This window comes from Pseudomonas sp. D2002, assembly GCF_013385735.1.
Taxonomy (GTDB): domain Bacteria; phylum Pseudomonadota; class Gammaproteobacteria; order Pseudomonadales; family Pseudomonadaceae; genus Aquipseudomonas.
On the sequence record NZ_JACAPL010000002.1, the window covers coordinates 198,078 to 215,812 of the forward strand.

The 17,735-nt window shown below is 62.7% G+C and carries 13 protein-coding genes; 11 read left to right on the plus strand and 2 right to left on the minus strand.

Annotated features, from left to right (window positions below; all coding sequences use genetic code 11):
• Positions 1–50: 50 nt before the first annotated feature.
• The 3 genes from HX783_RS01275 to HX783_RS01285 all read left to right on the plus strand — a co-directional run bounded on the left by HX783_RS01275 (position 51) and on the right by HX783_RS01285 (position 2,864).
• A complete protein-coding gene (locus HX783_RS01275) occupies positions 51–1,376 on the plus strand; it encodes a C4-dicarboxylate transporter DctA (RefSeq protein ID WP_174245675.1) in 1,326 nt (441 codons plus the stop codon).
• 82 nt (positions 1,377–1,458) lie between these two features.
• Positions 1,459–2,160 (plus strand): FadR/GntR family transcriptional regulator, encoded by a 702-nt coding sequence (locus tag HX783_RS01280; protein WP_177015656.1) that lies wholly within the window; start codon positions 1,459–1,461, stop codon positions 2,158–2,160.
• 17 nt (positions 2,161–2,177) lie between these two features.
• Complete coding sequence (locus HX783_RS01285; RefSeq protein ID WP_177015657.1) at positions 2,178–2,864, plus strand: GntR family transcriptional regulator; 687 nt, start codon at positions 2,178–2,180, stop codon at positions 2,862–2,864.
• 30 nt (positions 2,865–2,894) lie between these two features.
• On the opposite strand, the gene HX783_RS01290 is transcribed toward HX783_RS01285, so the two are convergent.
• Positions 2,895–3,473 carry a TIGR00730 family Rossman fold protein gene (locus tag HX783_RS01290; RefSeq protein WP_159956009.1) on the minus strand — a complete coding sequence of 193 codons (579 nt, stop codon included), beginning with the start codon at positions 3,471–3,473 and terminating at the stop codon, positions 2,895–2,897.
• Positions 3,474–3,794: 321 nt separating this feature from the next.
• On the opposite strand from HX783_RS01290, the gene HX783_RS01295 reads away from it, so the two are divergent.
• Positions 3,795–4,412: a hypothetical protein gene (locus tag HX783_RS01295; RefSeq protein WP_177015658.1), complete on the plus strand. Its 618-nt coding sequence runs from the start codon at positions 3,795–3,797 to the stop codon at positions 4,410–4,412.
• 224 nt (positions 4,413–4,636) lie between these two features.
• Here the strand turns inward: HX783_RS01295 and HX783_RS01300 are convergent, their stop codons facing one another.
• Positions 4,637–9,505 (minus strand): NAD-glutamate dehydrogenase, encoded by a 4,869-nt coding sequence (locus tag HX783_RS01300; protein WP_177015659.1) that lies wholly within the window; start codon positions 9,503–9,505, stop codon positions 4,637–4,639.
• Between the two features lie 493 nt (positions 9,506–9,998).
• Here HX783_RS01300 and HX783_RS01305 point away from each other — a divergent pair, with 493 nt between their 5' ends.
• From HX783_RS01305 to HX783_RS01335, 7 genes are all read left to right on the plus strand, one after another.
• On the plus strand, positions 9,999–10,352 hold the full coding sequence (locus HX783_RS01305) for a hypothetical protein (protein ID WP_177015660.1): 354 nt from the start codon (positions 9,999–10,001) through the stop codon (positions 10,350–10,352).
• 455 nt (positions 10,353–10,807) lie between these two features.
• Positions 10,808–11,767, plus strand: coding sequence for a MoxR family ATPase (locus tag HX783_RS01310; protein WP_017739127.1), 960 nt, complete (start codon positions 10,808–10,810; stop codon positions 11,765–11,767).
• Between the two features lie 5 nt (positions 11,768–11,772).
• On the plus strand, positions 11,773–12,705 hold the full coding sequence (locus HX783_RS01315; protein ID WP_177015661.1) for a DUF58 domain-containing protein: 933 nt from the start codon (positions 11,773–11,775) through the stop codon (positions 12,703–12,705).
• Entirely contained in the window at positions 12,702–13,196 is a 495-nt protein-coding gene (locus HX783_RS01320; RefSeq protein WP_177015662.1) for a DUF4381 domain-containing protein, read from the plus strand. Before HX783_RS01315 ends, HX783_RS01320 begins: the two co-directional genes overlap by 4 nt.
• Complete coding sequence (locus HX783_RS01325) at positions 13,189–14,277, plus strand: VWA domain-containing protein (protein WP_159955999.1); 1,089 nt, start codon at positions 13,189–13,191, stop codon at positions 14,275–14,277. The genes HX783_RS01320 and HX783_RS01325 overlap by 8 nt, the downstream gene beginning before the upstream one ends.
• Positions 14,274–16,013: a tetratricopeptide repeat protein gene (locus tag HX783_RS01330; protein ID WP_177015663.1), complete on the plus strand. Its 1,740-nt coding sequence runs from the start codon at positions 14,274–14,276 to the stop codon at positions 16,011–16,013. The genes HX783_RS01325 and HX783_RS01330 overlap by 4 nt, the downstream gene beginning before the upstream one ends.
• Complete coding sequence (locus HX783_RS01335; protein ID WP_159955995.1) at positions 16,010–17,650, plus strand: BatD family protein; 1,641 nt, start codon at positions 16,010–16,012, stop codon at positions 17,648–17,650. The genes HX783_RS01330 and HX783_RS01335 overlap by 4 nt, the downstream gene beginning before the upstream one ends.
• Positions 17,651–17,735: the final 85 nt, after the last annotated feature.

The window sequence follows — 17,735 nt, forward strand, 5'->3', positions numbered from 1 at the left end:
CTTACCGGTAAGACCACAACAATTAAGCCCTGGAACCACCAGGGCACCGAATAGAGATCCCTCCCATGCTCAGATGGTGCTCGCGTTCGATTTTCCTGCAAGTCGTGATTGGCCTGATGCTCGGCATCATCTGCGGCCTGGCCCTTCCCGAATTCTCCTCGCAACTCAAACCCCTGGGTGACGGCTTCATCAAGCTGATCAAAATGCTGATTGGCCTGATCGTGTTCTGCGTGGTGGTCAGCGGTATTTCCGGCGCCGGCGACTTGAAGAAAGTCGGGCGCATCGGCCTCAAGTCAGTGATCTACTTTGAAGTGCTGACCACCGTTGCCCTGGTGATCGGCCTGATCATGGCGTTCAGCACCGGCATCGGCACCGGGGCCAATATCCACCTGGAGCAGTTGTCCTCCGCCGGCCTCAATGAGTTGGCCGACAAGGGCCAGCACATTCGCGGCACCAGCCAGTTCCTGATGGACCTGATCCCCAACTCGGTGATCGGCGCCTTCGCCGACAATAACGTGCTGCAAGTGCTGCTGTTCTCGGTGCTGTTCGGCAGCGCGCTGAACCTGGTGGGCGAAGCCGCTTCGGGCATTTCGCGGTTGATCAACGAGCTGAGCCACGTGATCTTCCGCATCATGGGCATGATCGTGCGCCTGGCGCCCATCGGTGTGTTCGGCGCCATCGCCTTCACCACCAGCACCTACGGCCTGGATTCGCTGCAACACCTGGGCAGCCTGGTGGGTTTGTTCTACCTGACCTGCTTTGCCTTTGTCGGGCTGGTGCTCGGCCTGGTGATGCGCCTGTCCGGCCTGCGCATGCTGCCGCTGCTCAAGTATCTGCGCGAAGAGCTGTTGATCGTGATGGGTACCGCTTCGTCCGACGCGGTGCTGCCGCAGATCATGCGTAAACTCGAGCACTTGGGCATCGGCAGTTCGACGGTTGGCCTGGTGATTCCGACGGGCTACTCGTTCAACCTCGACGGTTTCTCGATCTACCTGACCCTGGCCATCGTGTTTATCGCCAACGCCACCGGCACGCCACTGTCGATGACCGACTTGCTGACGATTCTGCTGGTGTCGCTGATAACCTCCAAGGGCGCCCATGGGATTCCAGGCTCGGCGCTGGTGATTCTGGCGGCGACACTCACCGCCATCCCGGCGATTCCGGTGGTGGGCCTGGTGCTGGTATTGGCCGTGGACTGGTTCATGGGCATTGGCCGCGCATTGACCAACCTGATCGGCAACTGTGTGGCCACCGTGGCCATTGCCCGCTGGGAAAAAGACATCGACATCCAGCGCGCCAACAAGGTGCTCGACGGCCAGCAAGGCTATGCGTTCCAGGCCAAGAAGCCGGTGCTGCCGGCGCATCAGGAGTTCTGACCCATTCTATGAGCGACACAGATCAACTGTGGGAGCGTCGCCAGCGTGGCGATCGTATTTGCAACATCAAGGAGCCATCGACGTGATAAGCACCTCAACCGTCGTCAATTCAGTCGTAGAAAAACTGCGCGCCGCCCTCGCACGTGGCCAGTGGCGGCGTGGCGAAATGCTGCCCGGCCAGCGTGAACTGGCCGAACAGATGGGCATCAGCCGCCCCAGCCTGCGCGAAGCGGTAATCGTGCTGGAAACCCTCGGCCTGGTGCGCTCGATGCCCGGCAAAGGCGTGGTGGTGCTGGAAACCAGCGTCAGCGAACCGCAGGCCAGCGACGCCGTGGCCGACGCCAGCCTCGAAGACATCCTGCAACTGCGCTACACCCTCGAGCCGTTTATCGTCGGCCTGGTCGCTCAATCCATCAGCAGCAAGGAAGTCAGCCAATTGCGCCTCACCTTGATGGACATGCGCGAAGCCCTTGACGCCGGCGATGCCGAAGCGGGCATGAATGCCTACATCGGCTTCCATGAAGAACTGTTTGCGCTGACCTCCAACCCGATCTTCCAGAACGTGGTGCAACAGACCAGCAACGCGCTCAAGCAAAGCGCCCAGGTGCTGCGCAACTCGCCCGAACACCTGGCCGAACGTCTGCAGGAAAACGAAGCCGTGGTGCGTGCTATCCGCAACAAAAACAGCGCCCTGGCCAGCGCCGAAATGCGTCGGCACATCCTCCAGGAAGGCCTGCGCATGGGCATTCGCTTGAACATCCCGGACGACCATCTGGGCAGTTGATATTTTGGAGACCGGCCATGACCGCCCACGCCCTGCAACGCAATTCCATCCTCCCTGCCCTGCGCCTGGTGTCCGGTAAAAAGCCTTCGGTGGATGACATCTACCCGCGCTTGTTCGACGCCATCCTCGAACAACGCATCGCGCCCTCCAGCCGTTTTACCGAAGAAGGCCTGGGCGAAACGTTTGGGGTAAGCCGCAGTGTGATCCGCCGGGTGCTGGCCAAGCTGTCGCACCAGCAAGTCATCATCCTGCGCCCCAACCAGCGCGCCCAAGTGGCGGCGCCGGATGCCCAGCAAACGCAGCAGATCCTGGAAGCGCGACGGCTGACGGAAATCACCGTGGTTCAGCTCGCCTGTGCCCAGGCCACGCCCGCGCACATCCGCCAGTTACGCGAATTGATCGCTAAAGAACGTGAGTGCATCGAGCGCGATCAGCGCGGCCCGGCGATTCGGCTGTCCGGGGAATTTCACCTGCAATTGGCCGCGATGGCACGTAACGCGCCCTTGGCGCAGTTCCTCAACAGCCTCGTGCCGTTGACCTCGTTGATCATTGCCCAATACGAGGCGCAAGCCTGCACGTATTGCGCGTGGCAGGAACATGTGGCGATTGTGGACGCGGTGGAGCAACGCGACGTGAAGCACGCGGTCGGTTTGATGACCCAGCACCTGGATCATCTGGAAGCGAAATTGTTGAAGCTCAACTGACGGTCACCGCCGCGTCGGTGTTTTGTGCAATCAGGTGTCTTCTCGCTTGATCCACTTGGGCACGTTGGGCGCCTGATAGCTCAGCACCGCGGCCAGCAAACGCTCCACGTTCGGTTCAACGATAAGCATGTCGCGGTGCACCGGCTTCAAAAACGCCTCGCTGACAACGGTGTCGAGAAACGTGGCCAGGCCGTCGTAAAAACCGTTGATATTCAACAAAGCGCAAGGTTTTGCGTGCTGGCCCAGTTGCGCCCAGGTCCACACCTCAAACAACTCTTCAAACGTGCCGATGCCGCCGGGCAACGCGATAAAGCCGTCGGACAGATCCGCCATCAGCGCCTTGCGCTCGTGCATGGAGCTGACGATGCGCAAGTCTTGAAGGCCGGTGTGAGCCAGTTCTTTTTCGGCCAGGAACTCAGGCATGACACCGATCACTTCACCGCCGCTGGCCAATGCAGCGTCGGCCACTGCGCCCATCAAACCGACCGAAGCGCCACCGTAGACCACACCAATGCCCGCCTTGGCCAGCGCAGCGCCCAGTTGAGCGGCCATTTCGGCATACACCGGCAATCGGCCTGGGCTTGAGCCCGAGAAAATACAAAGTCGCATACACCCTCGCTTGATCTGATTGTGTTGAGCACAGCCCTCATTTAACCATGCCAGGCCCCACACTGGATCGTTCCCACGTTCCACGTGGGAATGCAGCCCGTGACGCTCTGCGTCACAAGCGCGCAAGGTCCGACGTCGGCGCGGGCTGGCGGGGCGCGGAGCCCCCCATGAGGCATTCCCACGCAGAGCGTGGGAACGATCGGGTGTTGTTGAGCACAGCCCGTAAAACGGTTCTTTGCGTATTTACTGACAGCAAAGGCCAATGACAATCTGCACAATACCGGCATTCCAGAAAGTCTTACACGCGGATGAAATACCTCTATGCGAGCCCAGACCTTTACGCTGATAGCTGCCCTTTTGATTCCCTCTGCACAGGCAGGCGAAACGTCAGCGACAGACACTCCTGTCATCACTGAAGCGCAGCCTGTGTGGCTGCTTGAGCGGCCCTTCCCAGACGGCCCGATGCTGGCAGCACGCACCTTTGGGGACAGCGCTTACGGTGACTACCACGCGAAGGCCAACCTGGCGATCAGCTGTCACCCACAGAACCCAAAAGCCGGCCTGACGCTAGAGATCAGCCCGCAATCACTGGGCTGGGACGGCGATCCATTTGAAGGCAAAGATGCCCCTGCCGATGGGCCGCTGCGTATCACCACAGGTACACGCGTTGCCGTCGATCACCTGGTCAATGGCGTGTGGAATCACGGCGGGTCTTTCCAGATAGGTACGGTCTTTGCGCTCAGCACCCCGGTTCCGCGCGAGGAATTAGCCTACTGGGCCAGCGATGCCTCGCGCGGCCAAACCCTGACACTTCGGTTAGCACCCGCGACTGAGGGCGGCAAGCCGCTGACAGCATCGTTCACAATGCCGATAAACAACAACGCGCTGAAGAAAGCCGTCCAGCCTTGCCTGGGCCCTGCCGACGCGACTGCACGCTAACCCACAGTTGCCTCGTGCCGTTAGATCGTTCCCACGTTCCACGTGGGAATGCAGCCCGTGACGCTCTGCGTCACAAGCCGTCTGCGCGGGCTGGCGGGGCGCGGAGCGCCCCATGAGGCGTTCCCACGCAGAGCGTGGGAACGATCGAAGGGTGTTTGGTAAATCGTGGTCTAACAAAAAGCCCCCGCATCTCACGATACGGGGGCTTTTGTTTTACCGCAGGATCAAGCCGGCTGCAGCACCGACTGACCGCTCAACGCCAGGTCCAGCAGCTCACGGTTGGCGACCGCGTACATGGCGTAGTCCGTGCCGACGGCGGCACGAATTTCGACCATCATGGCGCGCCAGCGATCGGCCATGTCCTGGTGCTGCTCAAGCCACAGGGCCACGCGGGCTTCCATGTCTTGTGGCGCGTCGGCCATTTGCAGTACCGAGATGGTGATCGCCCGTTGCTGCCAGTCCACGTCGTCGCGGAACGCTTCGCGGGCCGCGGCCTGCCAGTTGTTGGCCACCGGCAGATCGCTGATCTGCTGCAAGTACCATGGCAAGTCCAGGGCGCTGCCGACGGCGAAGTAGGCCTTGGCCACTTCGGCGGCGTCATGCCCGGTCACGTCGGCGGCTTCGATGATCGGCAGCAAGGTGTACAGGTGAGTGGTGCCTGCAACCATGCGTGCCAATAACTCCGGTACGCCGGCTTCGGTGTAGGCCTGGTAGCGGTTCTGCCAGCCTTCACGGGTCGGGCCTTCCAGCAGTTCGTCGAGCTTGAGGCCCAACGCCGCCAGGTGCGGACCGAAGTGCGCGGTGTCACGGCCAGCGTCCTGCTCGTTGCGACGGCTGCGCAGGAACCAGCGCGTGGCACGGCGGCCCAGGCGCATCAGCTCATCCATCAGCTCCAGTTGCACCTCGGCGGAGACCTGGTGGTCCAGGGCTTCGATCTGGCGGAACCAGTGCGGGAGGTGGAAGATGTCACGCACGATCACGTAAGCACCGGCCACGTTCGCCGGGCTCATGCCGGTCGACTCTTTGAGTCGTTGCACGAAGGTGATGCCCATGTGGTTGACCAGGTCGTTGGCGATCTGGGTGCTGACGATTTCGCGCTTGAGGCGATGGCGACGCATGGCTTCGCCGAACTTGGCGACCAGGCTCGGTGGGAACGCGGTCTCCATGTCACGGGTCAGGTAGTCGTCATCCGGCACCAGCGACTTGAGCAGGGCTTCCTTGAGGTCGATCTTGCTGTACGAGATCAACACCGACAGCTCCGGACGGGTCAGGCCCTTGCCGGTGGAGGCACGCTCGCTGAGCTGCTCCTCGGTCGGCAGGTACTCGATGGCGCGGTCCAGCTTGCCACGGCCTTCCAGGTCGCTCATCAGGCGCTTGTACTCGGCTGCACGCTCGTAGGCTTTGCGCGCGGCCAGGGACAGGGCCTGGGTCTGCTTGTAGTTGTTGCCCAACACCAGGCTGCCGACTTCGTCGGTCATGCTCGCCAGCAGCTGGTTGCGCTGCTTGTCGGTCATGTCACCGGCCTGCACCACTTCGTTGAGCAGGATCTTGATGTTCACTTCGTGGTCGGAGCAGTCCACACCACCGGCGTTGTCGATGAAGTCGGTGTTGGAACCGCCGCCATTGAGGCCGAATTCCACACGACCCAGCTGGGTCATGCCGAGGTTACCGCCCTCGCCCACCACCTTGCAGCGCAGCTCGTTGCCGTTGACGCGCAAGGCGTCGTTGGCCTTGTCGCCCACGTCGGCATGGCTTTCGGTGCTGGCCTTGACGTACGTACCGATACCGCCGTTCCACAACAGGTCCACCGGCGCCTTGAGCAAGGCGTTCAGCAGTTCGGTCGGGGTCAGCTTGTCGGCCTGGATGTCGAAGCGCTCTTTCATCTGTGGCGAGATGGCAATGCTCTTCGCGCTGCGCGAGAAGATACCGCCGCCTTCGGACATGATGCTGGTGTCGTAGTCGGTCCAGGCCGAACGCGGCAAGTCGAACAGGCGCTGACGCTCAACAAAGCTGGTCGCCGGGTTCGGGTTTGGATCGATGAAGATGTGCAGGTGGTTGAAGGCCGCGACCAGTTGCAGCTTGTCGGACATCAGCAAGCCGTTACCGAACACGTCACCGGCCATATCGCCGACGCCCACTACAGTGATGCTGTCTTCCTGCACGTTGATGCCGCGCTCACGGAAGTGACGCTGCACACCGACCCACGCGCCTTTGGCGGTGATGCCCATCTTCTTGTGGTCGTAACCGGCCGAACCACCGGAGGCGAACGCGTCGCCCAGCCAGAAGCCGTAGTCGATGGCGATACCGTTGGCGATGTCGGAGAAGGTCGCAGTGCCCTTGTCCGCCGCGACCACCAGGTACGGGTCATCGTCGTCATGGCGCACGACGTTGGCCGGTGGCACCAGGGCGCCGTCCTTGAGGTTGTCGGTGATGTCCAACAGGCCGGAAATGAAGATGCGGTAGCAGGCGATGCCCTCGGCCGCGATCTCGTCCCGGCTGCCGCCCAATGGCAGGCGACGCGGCAGGAAGCCGCCCTTCGCACCCACGGGCACGATGACCGAGTTCTTCACTTGCTGGGCTTTTACCAGGCCCAACACTTCGGTACGGAAGTCTTCTTCACGGTCGGACCAGCGCAGGCCGCCACGGGCGACGTTGCCGAAGCGCAGGTGCACGCCTTCAACACGCGGCGAATAGACGAAGATTTCAAACTTCGGCACCGGTTTCGGCAGTTCAGGAATCGCGCGCGGGTCGAACTTGAAGCTGAAGTACGACTTGTTCTGGCCGTTGGCGTCGGTCTGGTAGAAGTTGGTCCGCAGCGTGGCCTTGATCAGGTCCAGGTAGCGACGCAGGATACGGTCTTCGTTGAGCACCTGAACGTCGTCCAGGGCGGTGAGGATCGCTTGTTCCAGGCGTTGCTGCTTGTCTTCCAGGTCATCGGCGGTGAGCTTGCGCGCCAGGTAGAAGCGCGTCTTGAACAACCGGGTCAACTCGCGGGCGATGTCGGTGTGGTTGTTCAGGGTGCTGGCGATGTAACCAAGGTCGAAGCCCAGGCGAATCTGCTTCAGGTAACGCGCATAGGCACGCAGCAGTGCCACGTCGCGCCACGGCAGGCCGGCAGTCAGGACCAGACGGTTGAACGCATCGTTTTCGGCATCGCCGTGCACGATGTGCACGAACGCGTCCTGCAGGGTGTCGTTGAGCTGCTGGATATCCAGGTTCACGCCTTCGGCGGCGATGAAGGCGAAATCATGAATCCAGAACTCGCGGCCATTGGCATGGCGCAGGCGGTACGGGAATTCACCCAGCACGCGCAGGCCGAGGTTTTCCAGGATCGGCAGCACGTCGGACAATGCCAGCGGCGTGTCGGCGTGGTAGAGCTTGCAATGCAGCTCGCGCTGGCCGGAAACCTGGCCCAGCGGCTGATAGAAGCTCATCACCAGCGGGTTGGCTTCGGTCAGGCTGTTGAGGTGCTGCATGTCGACCACGGCCGAATGCGCGGCAAAACGCTCGCGATAGCCGGCCGGGAAGCCTTTCGGGAAGTCCGCCAGCACGTTGGTGCCCTGGGCTTCGCCGAAGCTCTCGACCACCAGGCTCGAGTAGTCGTCCTGCCAGCTGCGGCAGGCCTGCACCACTTCTTTTTCCAGTTGCAGCGGGTCGATGTCCAGGCGGTTCTTCGGGTCAACCCGCAGAATCAGCTGCACACGGGCCAGCACGGACTCGGAGAAGAAGGTCCAGAATTCGCAGTCCGAGGCTTTCAGGCGATCCATCAGCACTTGCTGGATCTTCTGGCGCACTTCGGTGGAATAGATGTCGCGCGGCACGTAGGCCAGGCAGTAGCAGAAACGACCGTACGGGTCTTTGCGCAGGAACACGCGGATCTTGTTGCGTTCCTGGATCTGCACGATCGACATCACGGTGCTGAACAGCTCGTCGACCGGGGTTTGGAACAAGTCATCACGCGGCAGTACTTCCACCACTTGAGCCAGCTCTTTGCCCAGGTGCGCCTTGGGCTGGAAGCCCGAACGACGTTCGATTTCCGCCACTTTGCGACGGATATACGGGATCACCCGCACGCTTTCGCCGTACACCGAGGAGGTGTAGAGGCCCATGAAGCGGTGTTCCTTGATGACCTTGCCGTCGGCGCTGATCTCGCGGATCGACACGTAGTCCGGGTACGCCGGGCGGTGCACACGGCTTGGGTGCGCGGCCTTGGCGAACGACAGCACGGTCGGTTCACGCAGGTAGGCCACGGCGTAGTCTTCGATGCGCAGGTCTTCAGCGGTGAGGCCGGCACGCAGCAGCTTGGTCAGACCGAGGAAGGAGCTGGCGTCATATTCGATATGACCGCCGTCCTTGTCGTCACGTACCACGAATTCTTCATAGCCGAGGAAGGTGAAGTGGTTGCCCACCAGCCATTCCAGAAAGTTCTTGATCTCGGCTTTTTCTTCGCCGTCGATGCTGAACTGGCTGGCGTCGATACCGGCCAGCAGGTCCTGGACCTTGGCCTTCATCGGTTCGAAATCGGCCACGGCCACGCGCACTTCACCCAGCACTTGCTCAAGCTCTTTGCTCAGCACGTTGAGTTCGGCGGCATTGGCGCAGCGGTCGATTTCCAGGTACATCAGCGATTCTTGCTGGATGCCTTCGCCCTGGGTGCCTTTTGCCAGGATTTCCAGCAGTTCGCCCTTCTTGCCACGGCGCACGCTGAGCACGGTGGTTTGCAGGGTGTGGATGCTGTAGCCACGGCGGTTCAGCTCGGTGCGTACCGAGTCCACCAGGAAGGGCAAGTCATGGTGCAGCACTTCGACCGCGGTGTGGGTCGACTGCCAGCCATGACGTTCGTAATCGGGGTTGTAGACCCGCACTTGCGGTTGGGTGTGATCAAAGCGCTCAAGCAGGCGCCAGGCAGACAAGGTGCAACCGGCCAGGTCGGAAAGGCGACGTTGGGTCAGTTCGTCCAGGGAAATAATGCCGAAAAATTGCTCAGCGAACAGCGCCACTTGTGGCAGTGCCTGTTCACTGATGTGCTGCGCCAGTGCCGCTTGCAGTTGATGCTGGAAGTCGGCCTTGCTGGCTGCGGTGAAGAACGCCATCTGTGGTACTCCGCTTGGGCTTGTTATTGATGGAAGCGTCGCGTGTTATCCCCTTGCGGGGAGACCGTCAGCGCTGGTCGTCGGTGCTGATAACAAACACCTTAAACGAATCAGGGTGACAGGTGGGTGAAGCTGGACAAGACAATGAGGTCACATACAACTTCCATAAGAGGTGCGCCATGCAGGGTGACGGTACGACGGGCAGGTCAGACTCCCGGCACAGGGCACATCCGTTGCGCAGCTTAACGAGTGTAGGAAGACAGCTGCTTGCGACGCTGCGACATATTCGGTCATCGGTACGCAGGCTTGCGGTTGCGACTTGCGCAACCCGGATTTTTCTGCAGAAAAACCGGCTATTTTCAAGCCCGCGAGTACCGAAAATGACTGGTATGGCCCGTCAGGTCATGCACTGGGTCTGACATACGATGCAGCACAAAATTCGCCGCAGTGGCACAATTGCCTGGCTGCGCCCTCCCCAAAGACAGGATTTCCCATGCTGCAACTGAACACCGACGCACTGATGGCCACCCCGTGCGACGACGAAGAAGACAACATGGCCATGCTCTGCTGCCACGGTAAAAACGGCGAGATGTTCATGCTGTCCCGGTACCCGGATGAAGATGAAGTGGAACTCACCTGGGATTACGAGCCCTCGGCCCTGGATGGCCTGAAGGTCACCCTGAGCGACACCACGTTGCTGATCGAGCTGGCGGCGGGCGATGCGGATGCGCTGGGGGGCAAGGATCAGCTGCGGATCAACCACAGCACTGCCGCGTCGGATTTGGCTGAAGTTGAAGAAACCCTGCAGAACATTCTCAAGGGCACCGGCACCTATACCCGCACCTGATCGTCCCCACGCTCCGGCGTGGGAACGCATCCTGTGACGCTCTGCGTCACCCGTGCGCAAGAATTGAGCCTTGCATGCGCTGCCTGGACGCGGAGCGTCCGGGCGGCGTTCCCACGCAGAGCGTGGGAACGATCAATGTGGGAGCTGGCAAGCACTGATCGTTCCCACGCTCCGGCGTGGGAACGCATCCTGTGACGCTCTGCGTCACCCGTGCGCAAGAATTGAGCATTGCATGCGTTGCCTGGACGCGGAGCGTCCGGGCGGCGTTCCCACGCAGAGCGTGGGAACGATCAGCCTCAGCGCAATTTGTGCGATACACACAAAATTCCTACAAGTTTTCCTAAAAATACCCCGCGCGCCGTTAGTCTCCGCCCCCCTCGATGCATTAAAGTAAGCCCCCCAGGCCAGGCGTTTTTTTCTCAACGCCCGGTCAATCTCTCCAGGAACCGTCATCGATGGAACATCGTGAAGCGCTGCTCGCGCTGCGAACCTTTCTTTCTACGCAGATTCTCGGCCAGGAAAAACTCATTGATCGCCTGCTGATCGCGCTGTTGGCCGACGGCCATATGCTGGTCGAGGGCGCACCGGGCCTGGCCAAGACCAAGGCCATCAAAGAGTTGGCCGAAGGCATCGAAGCGCAGTTCCATCGTATCCAGTTCACCCCCGACCTGTTGCCCGCCGACATCACCGGCACCGAGATCTATCGCCCGGAAACCGGCAGCTTCGTGTTCCAGCAAGGGCCGATCTTCCACAACCTGGTGCTGGCGGACGAAATCAACCGCGCCCCGGCCAAGGTGCAATCGGCGTTACTCGAAGCCATGGCCGAACGCCAGGTCAGCGTCGGGCGCAGCACCTACGAGTTGTCGCCGCTGTTTCTGGTGATGGCCACGCAAAACCCCATCGAACAGGAAGGCACCTACCCGCTGCCCGAAGCGCAGCTCGACCGCTTCCTGATGCACGTCAAGATCGGCTTCCCGGACGCCGCCGTTGAACGGCGCATCCTGCAGCAAGCCCGTGGCGAAGCACTCAATGGCGAAACCAAGCCCGAACGCCGCGTCAGCCAACAGGCGATCTTCGCCGCGCGCAAGGAAATCCTCGGCCTGTACATGGCCGACGCCGTGGAGGAATACCTGGTGCAACTGGTGATGGCCACGCGCACCCCGGCCAAGTTCGACCCGGAAATGGCCGAGTGGATCGCCTACGGCGCCAGCCCGCGCGGCTCCATTGCGCTGGACCGCTGCGCGCGCGCCCACGCCTGGCTGGCCGGTCGCGATTTTGTGAGCCCGGAAGATATCCAGGCGGTGCTGTTCGACGTGCTGCGCCACCGCATTATTCTGTCGTTTGAAGCGGAAGCCGCCGGCATCGACCAGGACCGCGTGGTGCAACGCATTCTCGACGTCGTTGCCGTCGCTTGAAACCCATGAATGCAAGCGTAGGAATCCGCGTCACGCTCAGCGAACTGATTGAGATGCGCCACCGCGTGCGCGAAGTGCAGCTGTTTTCCACGCCGAGCCAGCGCAGCCCGCTGATCGGCCTGCACCATTCCAAGCTGCGCGGGCGTGGCGTCGACTTTGACCAGGTGCGCGTGTACCAGGCCGGCGACGACGTGCGCACCATCGACTGGCGCGTGACCGCGCGTACTCAAGAGCCGCACACCAAACTGTTCCACGAAGAGCGCGAACGGCCCATTTTCATCATGGTCGAGCAAAGCTGCCGGCTGTTTTTCGGCTCCGGCCAAATGTTCAAATCGGTGCTCGCCGCCCAAGCCGCCAGCCTGATCGGTTGGGCCGCGCTGGGGCATAACGACCGCGTCGGCGGGCTGGTGTTTGGCGACAGCGAGCACTACGAAATCAAACCCCGGCGCAGCAAGCAAAGCCTGCTGCAACTGCTCAACCGCCTGGTGCACGTCAACCAGAGCCTGAATACCGAAAGCCGCCCGGAAGCCGACGCCTTGGGCATGGCGCTGCGCCGTGGCCGCGAAGTGTTGCGACCGGGCAGCCTGGTCATCGTGATTTGCGATGAGCGCGCGCTGACCGAGGGCGCCGAGCAACAGCTGAGTTTGTTGTCACGCCATTGCGACTTGCTGCTGCTGCCGATCTCCGACCCGCTGGACCACGCCCTGCCCGCCGCCGGGCTGCTGCGTTTTGCGGAGCGCGGCGCACAGCTGGAACTGGATACGCTGAATTTCGACTTGCGCCAGGCCTACAAAGCCCAGGCCGAAGCCCGCGTCGCACGCTGGGAACTGCTCGCGCAAAAGCTGCGCATCCTGCTGATGCCGCTGAGCACCCAAAGCGAAATGGTCGAGCAACTGCGCGAATACCTCAACCCGCAACGCCCGGTTAAAAAGCAATGAGCAGCCTCGACCAACTGCAACCGCTGATTGCCCCGCCGGCCATCGGCTTCTGGCCGCCTGCACCGGGTTGGTGGCTGTTGCTGCTGGTGATTCCGCTGCTGGGCTGGGGCTTGTGGGCCTTGCGCCGCTTCCTGCCCACGCGCCGCCCGCTGGCCCGCGCCGAACAACCGCTGGACCCGCTGCGTATCGCCGCCCTCGCCGAGCTGGCGTTGATGCCCAAACCCTACGACGGCGCGCCGGCCGGTGCCTGGCTGCAACAACTCAACGGCCTGCTCAAGCGCCTGTGCCGCAACGACTACCCCTACAGCCAGAGCCACACCCTCAATGGGCGAAAATGGCTGGCATTCCTCGACAACCGCTGCCCGGCTGCCGGCCTCACGCGCTGGATGGTGCTGGTGGAAGGCGCCTACAAACCCGAATGCAAACTCGACGACAAGGCTATCGCCGGCCTGACCCAAGCCGTCGACACCTGGATTCGCAAACATGTTTGAGTTCGCCTGGCCGTGGATCTTTGCCCTGTTGCCATTGCCGTGGTTGATGCGGCTTATCTTGCCGGTGGCCGACAGTGGCGAGCCGGCATTAAAGGTCAGCTACCTTGCCGACCTCGAAGGCCTGGCCCGCCGCCGTGCACGCGTCAACCTGCCGGGCTGGCGCCAGCAAGCACCGTTCGTGGTGCTGTGGTTGCTGCTGCTCACCGCCGCCGCGCGCCCGGAATGGCTCGGCGAACCGCTGCCGATTGCCGCCAGTGGCCGCGACCTGCTGGTGGCGGTGGACGTGTCCGGTTCCATGGATTTCCCCGACATGCACTGGCAGGACGACGACGTCAGCCGCCTGAGCCTGGTGCAACACTTGCTCGGCGACTTCCTTGAAAGCCGCGAAGGCGACCGTGTCGGCCTGATCCTGTTTGGCAGCCAGGCCTATTTACAAGCCCCGCTGACCTTCGACCGCCGCACCGTGCGCACCTGGCTCGACGAAGCGCGCATCGGCATTGCCGGCAAGAACACCGCCATCGGTGATGCGATTGGCCTGGCCTTGAAACGCCTGCGCCAGCGTCCGGCGCAAAGCCGCGTGCTGATTCTGGTCACCGACGGCGCCAACAACGCCGGGCAGATCGACCCCTTGACCGCCGCGCGCCTGGCCGCTGAAGAAGGCGTGAAAATCTACCCGATCGGCATTGGCGCCGACCCGGAGCAAACCGGCTCACTGGGCATTCTCGGCGTCAACCCGAGCCTGGACCTCGACGAACCCGCGCTGAAGGCCATCGCCGAGGCCACTGGCGGGCGCTACTTCCGTGCCCGTGACGGCGACGAACTGCAGAAGATCAAGGAAACCCTCGACCAGCTCGAACCCGTTGCGCAACAGCCGACCCAGGCCCGCCCGGCCCAGGCGCTGTACAGCGCGCCATTGGCCCTGGCGCTGGTGTTGAGCATGTTGCTGGTGATCCAGGAGCGCTGGCCCAACAACGCGCTGCAACGCGCCTTCAATAAACTCTCGACTAAGGGCAATTTCCTGCAACAGCACCCTGAATGGCGCCAACGCCTTAAACGCCTGCGTTTGCGGAGGCGGCGATGATCGACCTGTGGCCGCACTGGTTCCGCCCTTGGTGGCTGTTGCTGCTGCCGCTGCTCGGCTGGCTGCTGTGGCAGCTGTGGCATCGGCAAAAGCGCGCCGGGCGTTGGCAGATGATTTTGCCGCCGGCCTTTCATGCGGTGTTGCTCAGTGGCGGCAATGGCCGCGAAAGCAAATCGCCGTGGGTGGTGCTGGGCATCGCCTGGCTGTTGGCCGTGCTGGCCTTGCTCGGCCCCAGCTGGCAACGGGTTGAACAGTCCAGCCAGAAACCCGCCGACCCGGTGGTGGTGCTGCTGGAATTGACCCCGGAAATGCTCGCCACCGACAGCCCGCCCAATCGCCTGGAGCAAGCGCGGCGCAAGCTGTATGACTTGCTGCAGGCGCGCGCCGATGCGCCCACCGCCATCATCGTGTACGCCGGCAGCGCCCACACGTTGGTGCCGCTGTCGGATGATTTGGCCACCAGCCGCAACTTGCTCGACGCCCTGCGCCCCTCGATCATGCCCGAGCCCGGCCATCGCGCCGACCTCGCCGTGGAAAAAGCCCTGGGCTTGCTCAAGCAAGGCGGCCTCGGCCAGGGCCGCCTGTTGCTGGTAGGCTCCTCGCTGTCGAAACAGGAACGCCAAGGCATTCGACTGCAGTTGCAAGGCGCCCAGGCCCCGACCTTGTCGATCCTCGGCATCGGCAGCCGCGAAGGCACGCCGGTCACCCAGGAAAGCGGCGAGTTCCTCAAGGACGAACAGGGCGCGATTCTGGTGCCCCGCCTGGACAGCCCAACCCTCAAGGCCTTCGCCAGCGAAATGGGCGGCCGCTACCGCGCCGCACGCCTGGACGACAAAGACCTGCGCCAACTCAACCTGCTCGATGGCCCGCAAAATTTGCGCAACGACGGCCAATTGCTGCACCTCGACACCTGGGCCGACCAGGGTTACTGGCTGCTGCTGCCGCTGTTGCTGCTCGCCGCCTGCGCCGGGCGTCGTGGCTGGTTGTTTTGTTTGCCGTTGCTGTTATTGGGCGCGCCGCAGCCCAGCTATGCGTTTGAACTGCAAGACCTGTGGCTGCGCCCCGACCAGCAAGGCCAATACCTGCTGAAGAAAAAGCGCCCCGCCGAGGCCGCCGAACACTTCGAAGACCCGCAATGGCAAGGTGTAGCGCTGTATGAAGCGGGCAATTACGCCGAGGCGATCAAGCGTTTTGCCCAGAGCAATGACGCTTATTCCCACTACAATCGCGGTAATGCGTTGGCCAAATCCGGCGAGCTGGAAGCGGCGATTGATGCCTACGAACAGGCGCTGGAAGCCCAACCCGACCTGCAACCGGCGTTAAAAAACAAAGCCCTGGTCGAAACCCTGATCCAGGAAAAGGCCGAGCCCGAGCCCGCCAAGCCGGCAAAAAAGGAAGATGACGAAACCACCCAACCCGGCCAAACTGCGCAACCGGGCACCAGTGGGCAAAGCGCCACGGGCGGCGAGCAATCGCCCCAAGGCCAGGGCGAGGCCAACACCGGCGATAGCCAAACCGGCGGCACACCCAAGGCCGGTGGCAACGATGTGCCGGGCAGCGAGCTGGGCGATGAGCAAACCACCACGCCGCCGTTGCGCCCCGCCGATGTCAACCTCGACGGCGAGCACCGCCAGGCCCTGGAGCAATGGCTGCGGGAGATCCCGGACAACCCCGGCGAACTGCTGCGACGCAAATTCTGGTACGAACAGCAACAACATCAGGACAAGACTCGATGAGCCGCCGCACCACCCTTCTGCTCCTGCTGGCGTTAACGGCAGGCCACGCCCAGGCGGCGAACCTGGTCGCCAGCGTTGACCGCAGCCGCCTCAATTCCGGGGAAACGGTGGAACTGACGGTCGAGTCCAGCGACGTCACCCAGTTCGGCAAGCCCGACTTGTCGCCACTGGATGCGATGTTCGAAGTCAGCGGCACGCGCCAGATCAACCAACTGACCACACTGGGCGGCGACAACCGCGCCACCACGCGCTGGATCATCACCCTGCTGCCCAAGGAAAACGGCACCGTGGTGATCCCGCCGCTGCAAGTGGGCGAGCTCAAGACCCAGCCGATCAGCCTGCAAGTGGTGGAAACCGCCAGCCAGAACACCAGCGCCGAACTGGCGCCGGTGTTCATCGAAGCCAACCTTGACCAGAGCAGCGTATACGTCCAGGCCCAAGCGCTGTTGACTGTGCGCGTGTACCACTCGGTGTCGCTGTACGACGACAGCAGCCTCACGCCGTTGCAGATTCCCGACGCGCGCATCGAGCAACTGGGCGAGTCGCGCACCTATGAAAAAGTCATCAACAGCATTCGCCATGGCGTGATCGAAACCCGCTACGCGATCTACCCGCAACACAGCGGCGCCTTGGTGATTCCGGCGCAGACTTTCAGCGCTACGCTGGTGGAGTCGCGCCCGCCGCAGGAGAACACGCTGCAGGGCACCAAGCCGGGCAAGCTGATTCACGTCAGCTCCGCCGAGCTGGCGCTGAGCGTCAAACCCAAACCCGCGCTGTACCCGGCGGACGCCCCGTGGATCCCGGCACGCAGCTTGACCCTGAGCGAAGCCTGGAACCCGGAGCCCGAGCACGTGCAAGTCGGCGACTCGCTGACCCGCAGCCTTACGGTCAAGGCTGAAGGCCTGTCCAGCGCGCAACTGCCAGCCCTGCCCAGCGCCGACATCAATGGCCTGCGCCGCTACCCCGACCAGCCGGTGCTCGGCAACCAGAACAACGACCGAGGCCTGATCGGCAGCCGCGAAGACCGCGAAGCCCTGGTGCCGACCCACGCCGGCGCCGTCGAACTGCCGGCCGTGGAGGTGGTGTGGTGGAACACCCACGAAGACCACCTCGAACGCACCAGCCTGCCGGCCCGCACCCTGCAAGTGGCGACCAACCCGAGCCTAGTGGTCGACACACCGGCCACCCCGACCGTGATCACCGCGCCGGACGATGACCGCCTGTGGCTATGGCAACTCAGCACCTTGATCCTCGCCTGCACCACGCTGCTGGGTTTCGGCCTGTGGTGGCGTGCACGGCGCCAGCCCGCCGTGCAACGTGCCGCGCAAACCGGCCCAAGCCCGCGCACGCTGCTCGACGACCTCAAGCGCGCCACCCAGGCCAACGACCCACACGCCACGCGCCAGGCCCTGGACGCCTGGGCGCGGCAACAGCCGGAAACCCTGGCAGACATGGCGGCGCGGTTTGTGCCGTTGTCGGATGCGCTGGATGGGCTCAACGGTGCGCTCTATAGCGAGAGCGGGCATTTCTGGTTGGGCGAGGACTTGTGGCGTGCGGTCAAGGCGATTCCGGTCGCCGAGCGCGAGCAAGACCCGGCGACGGACACCACCAGTTTGCCGCCGCTGTATCCCAAATAACCCTCCTGCAGAAGATCGCAAAAACCTGAGCCTTGAGCGCGCAGCCTGGACGCAGAGCGTCCGGGGCGGCATTCCCACGCAGAGC

Excerpts from the sequence above, each read along its gene's own strand:
- HX783_RS01305 (WP_177015660.1), top strand. The coding sequence starts at position 9,999 with ATGCTGCAACTGAACACCGACGCACTGATGGCCACCCCGTGCGACGAC.
- HX783_RS01335 (WP_159955995.1), top strand. The coding sequence starts at position 16,010 with ATGAGCCGCCGCACCACCCTTCTGCTCCTGCTGGCGTTAACGGCAGGC.
- HX783_RS01320 (WP_177015662.1), top strand. The coding sequence starts at position 12,702 with ATGAGCAGCCTCGACCAACTGCAACCGCTGATTGCCCCGCCGGCCATC.
- HX783_RS01315 (WP_177015661.1), top strand. The coding sequence starts at position 11,773 with ATGAATGCAAGCGTAGGAATCCGCGTCACGCTCAGCGAACTGATTGAG.
- HX783_RS01285 (WP_177015657.1), top strand. The coding sequence starts at position 2,178 with ATGACCGCCCACGCCCTGCAACGCAATTCCATCCTCCCTGCCCTGCGC.
- HX783_RS01290 (WP_159956009.1), bottom strand. The coding sequence starts at position 3,473 with ATGCGACTTTGTATTTTCTCGGGCTCAAGCCCAGGCCGATTGCCGGTG.
- HX783_RS01310 (WP_017739127.1), top strand. The coding sequence starts at position 10,808 with ATGGAACATCGTGAAGCGCTGCTCGCGCTGCGAACCTTTCTTTCTACG.
- HX783_RS01295 (WP_177015658.1), top strand. The coding sequence starts at position 3,795 with ATGCGAGCCCAGACCTTTACGCTGATAGCTGCCCTTTTGATTCCCTCT.
- HX783_RS01330 (WP_177015663.1), top strand. The coding sequence starts at position 14,274 with ATGATCGACCTGTGGCCGCACTGGTTCCGCCCTTGGTGGCTGTTGCTG.
- HX783_RS01300 (WP_177015659.1), bottom strand. The coding sequence starts at position 9,505 with ATGGCGTTCTTCACCGCAGCCAGCAAGGCCGACTTCCAGCATCAACTG.
- HX783_RS01325 (WP_159955999.1), top strand. The coding sequence starts at position 13,189 with ATGTTTGAGTTCGCCTGGCCGTGGATCTTTGCCCTGTTGCCATTGCCG.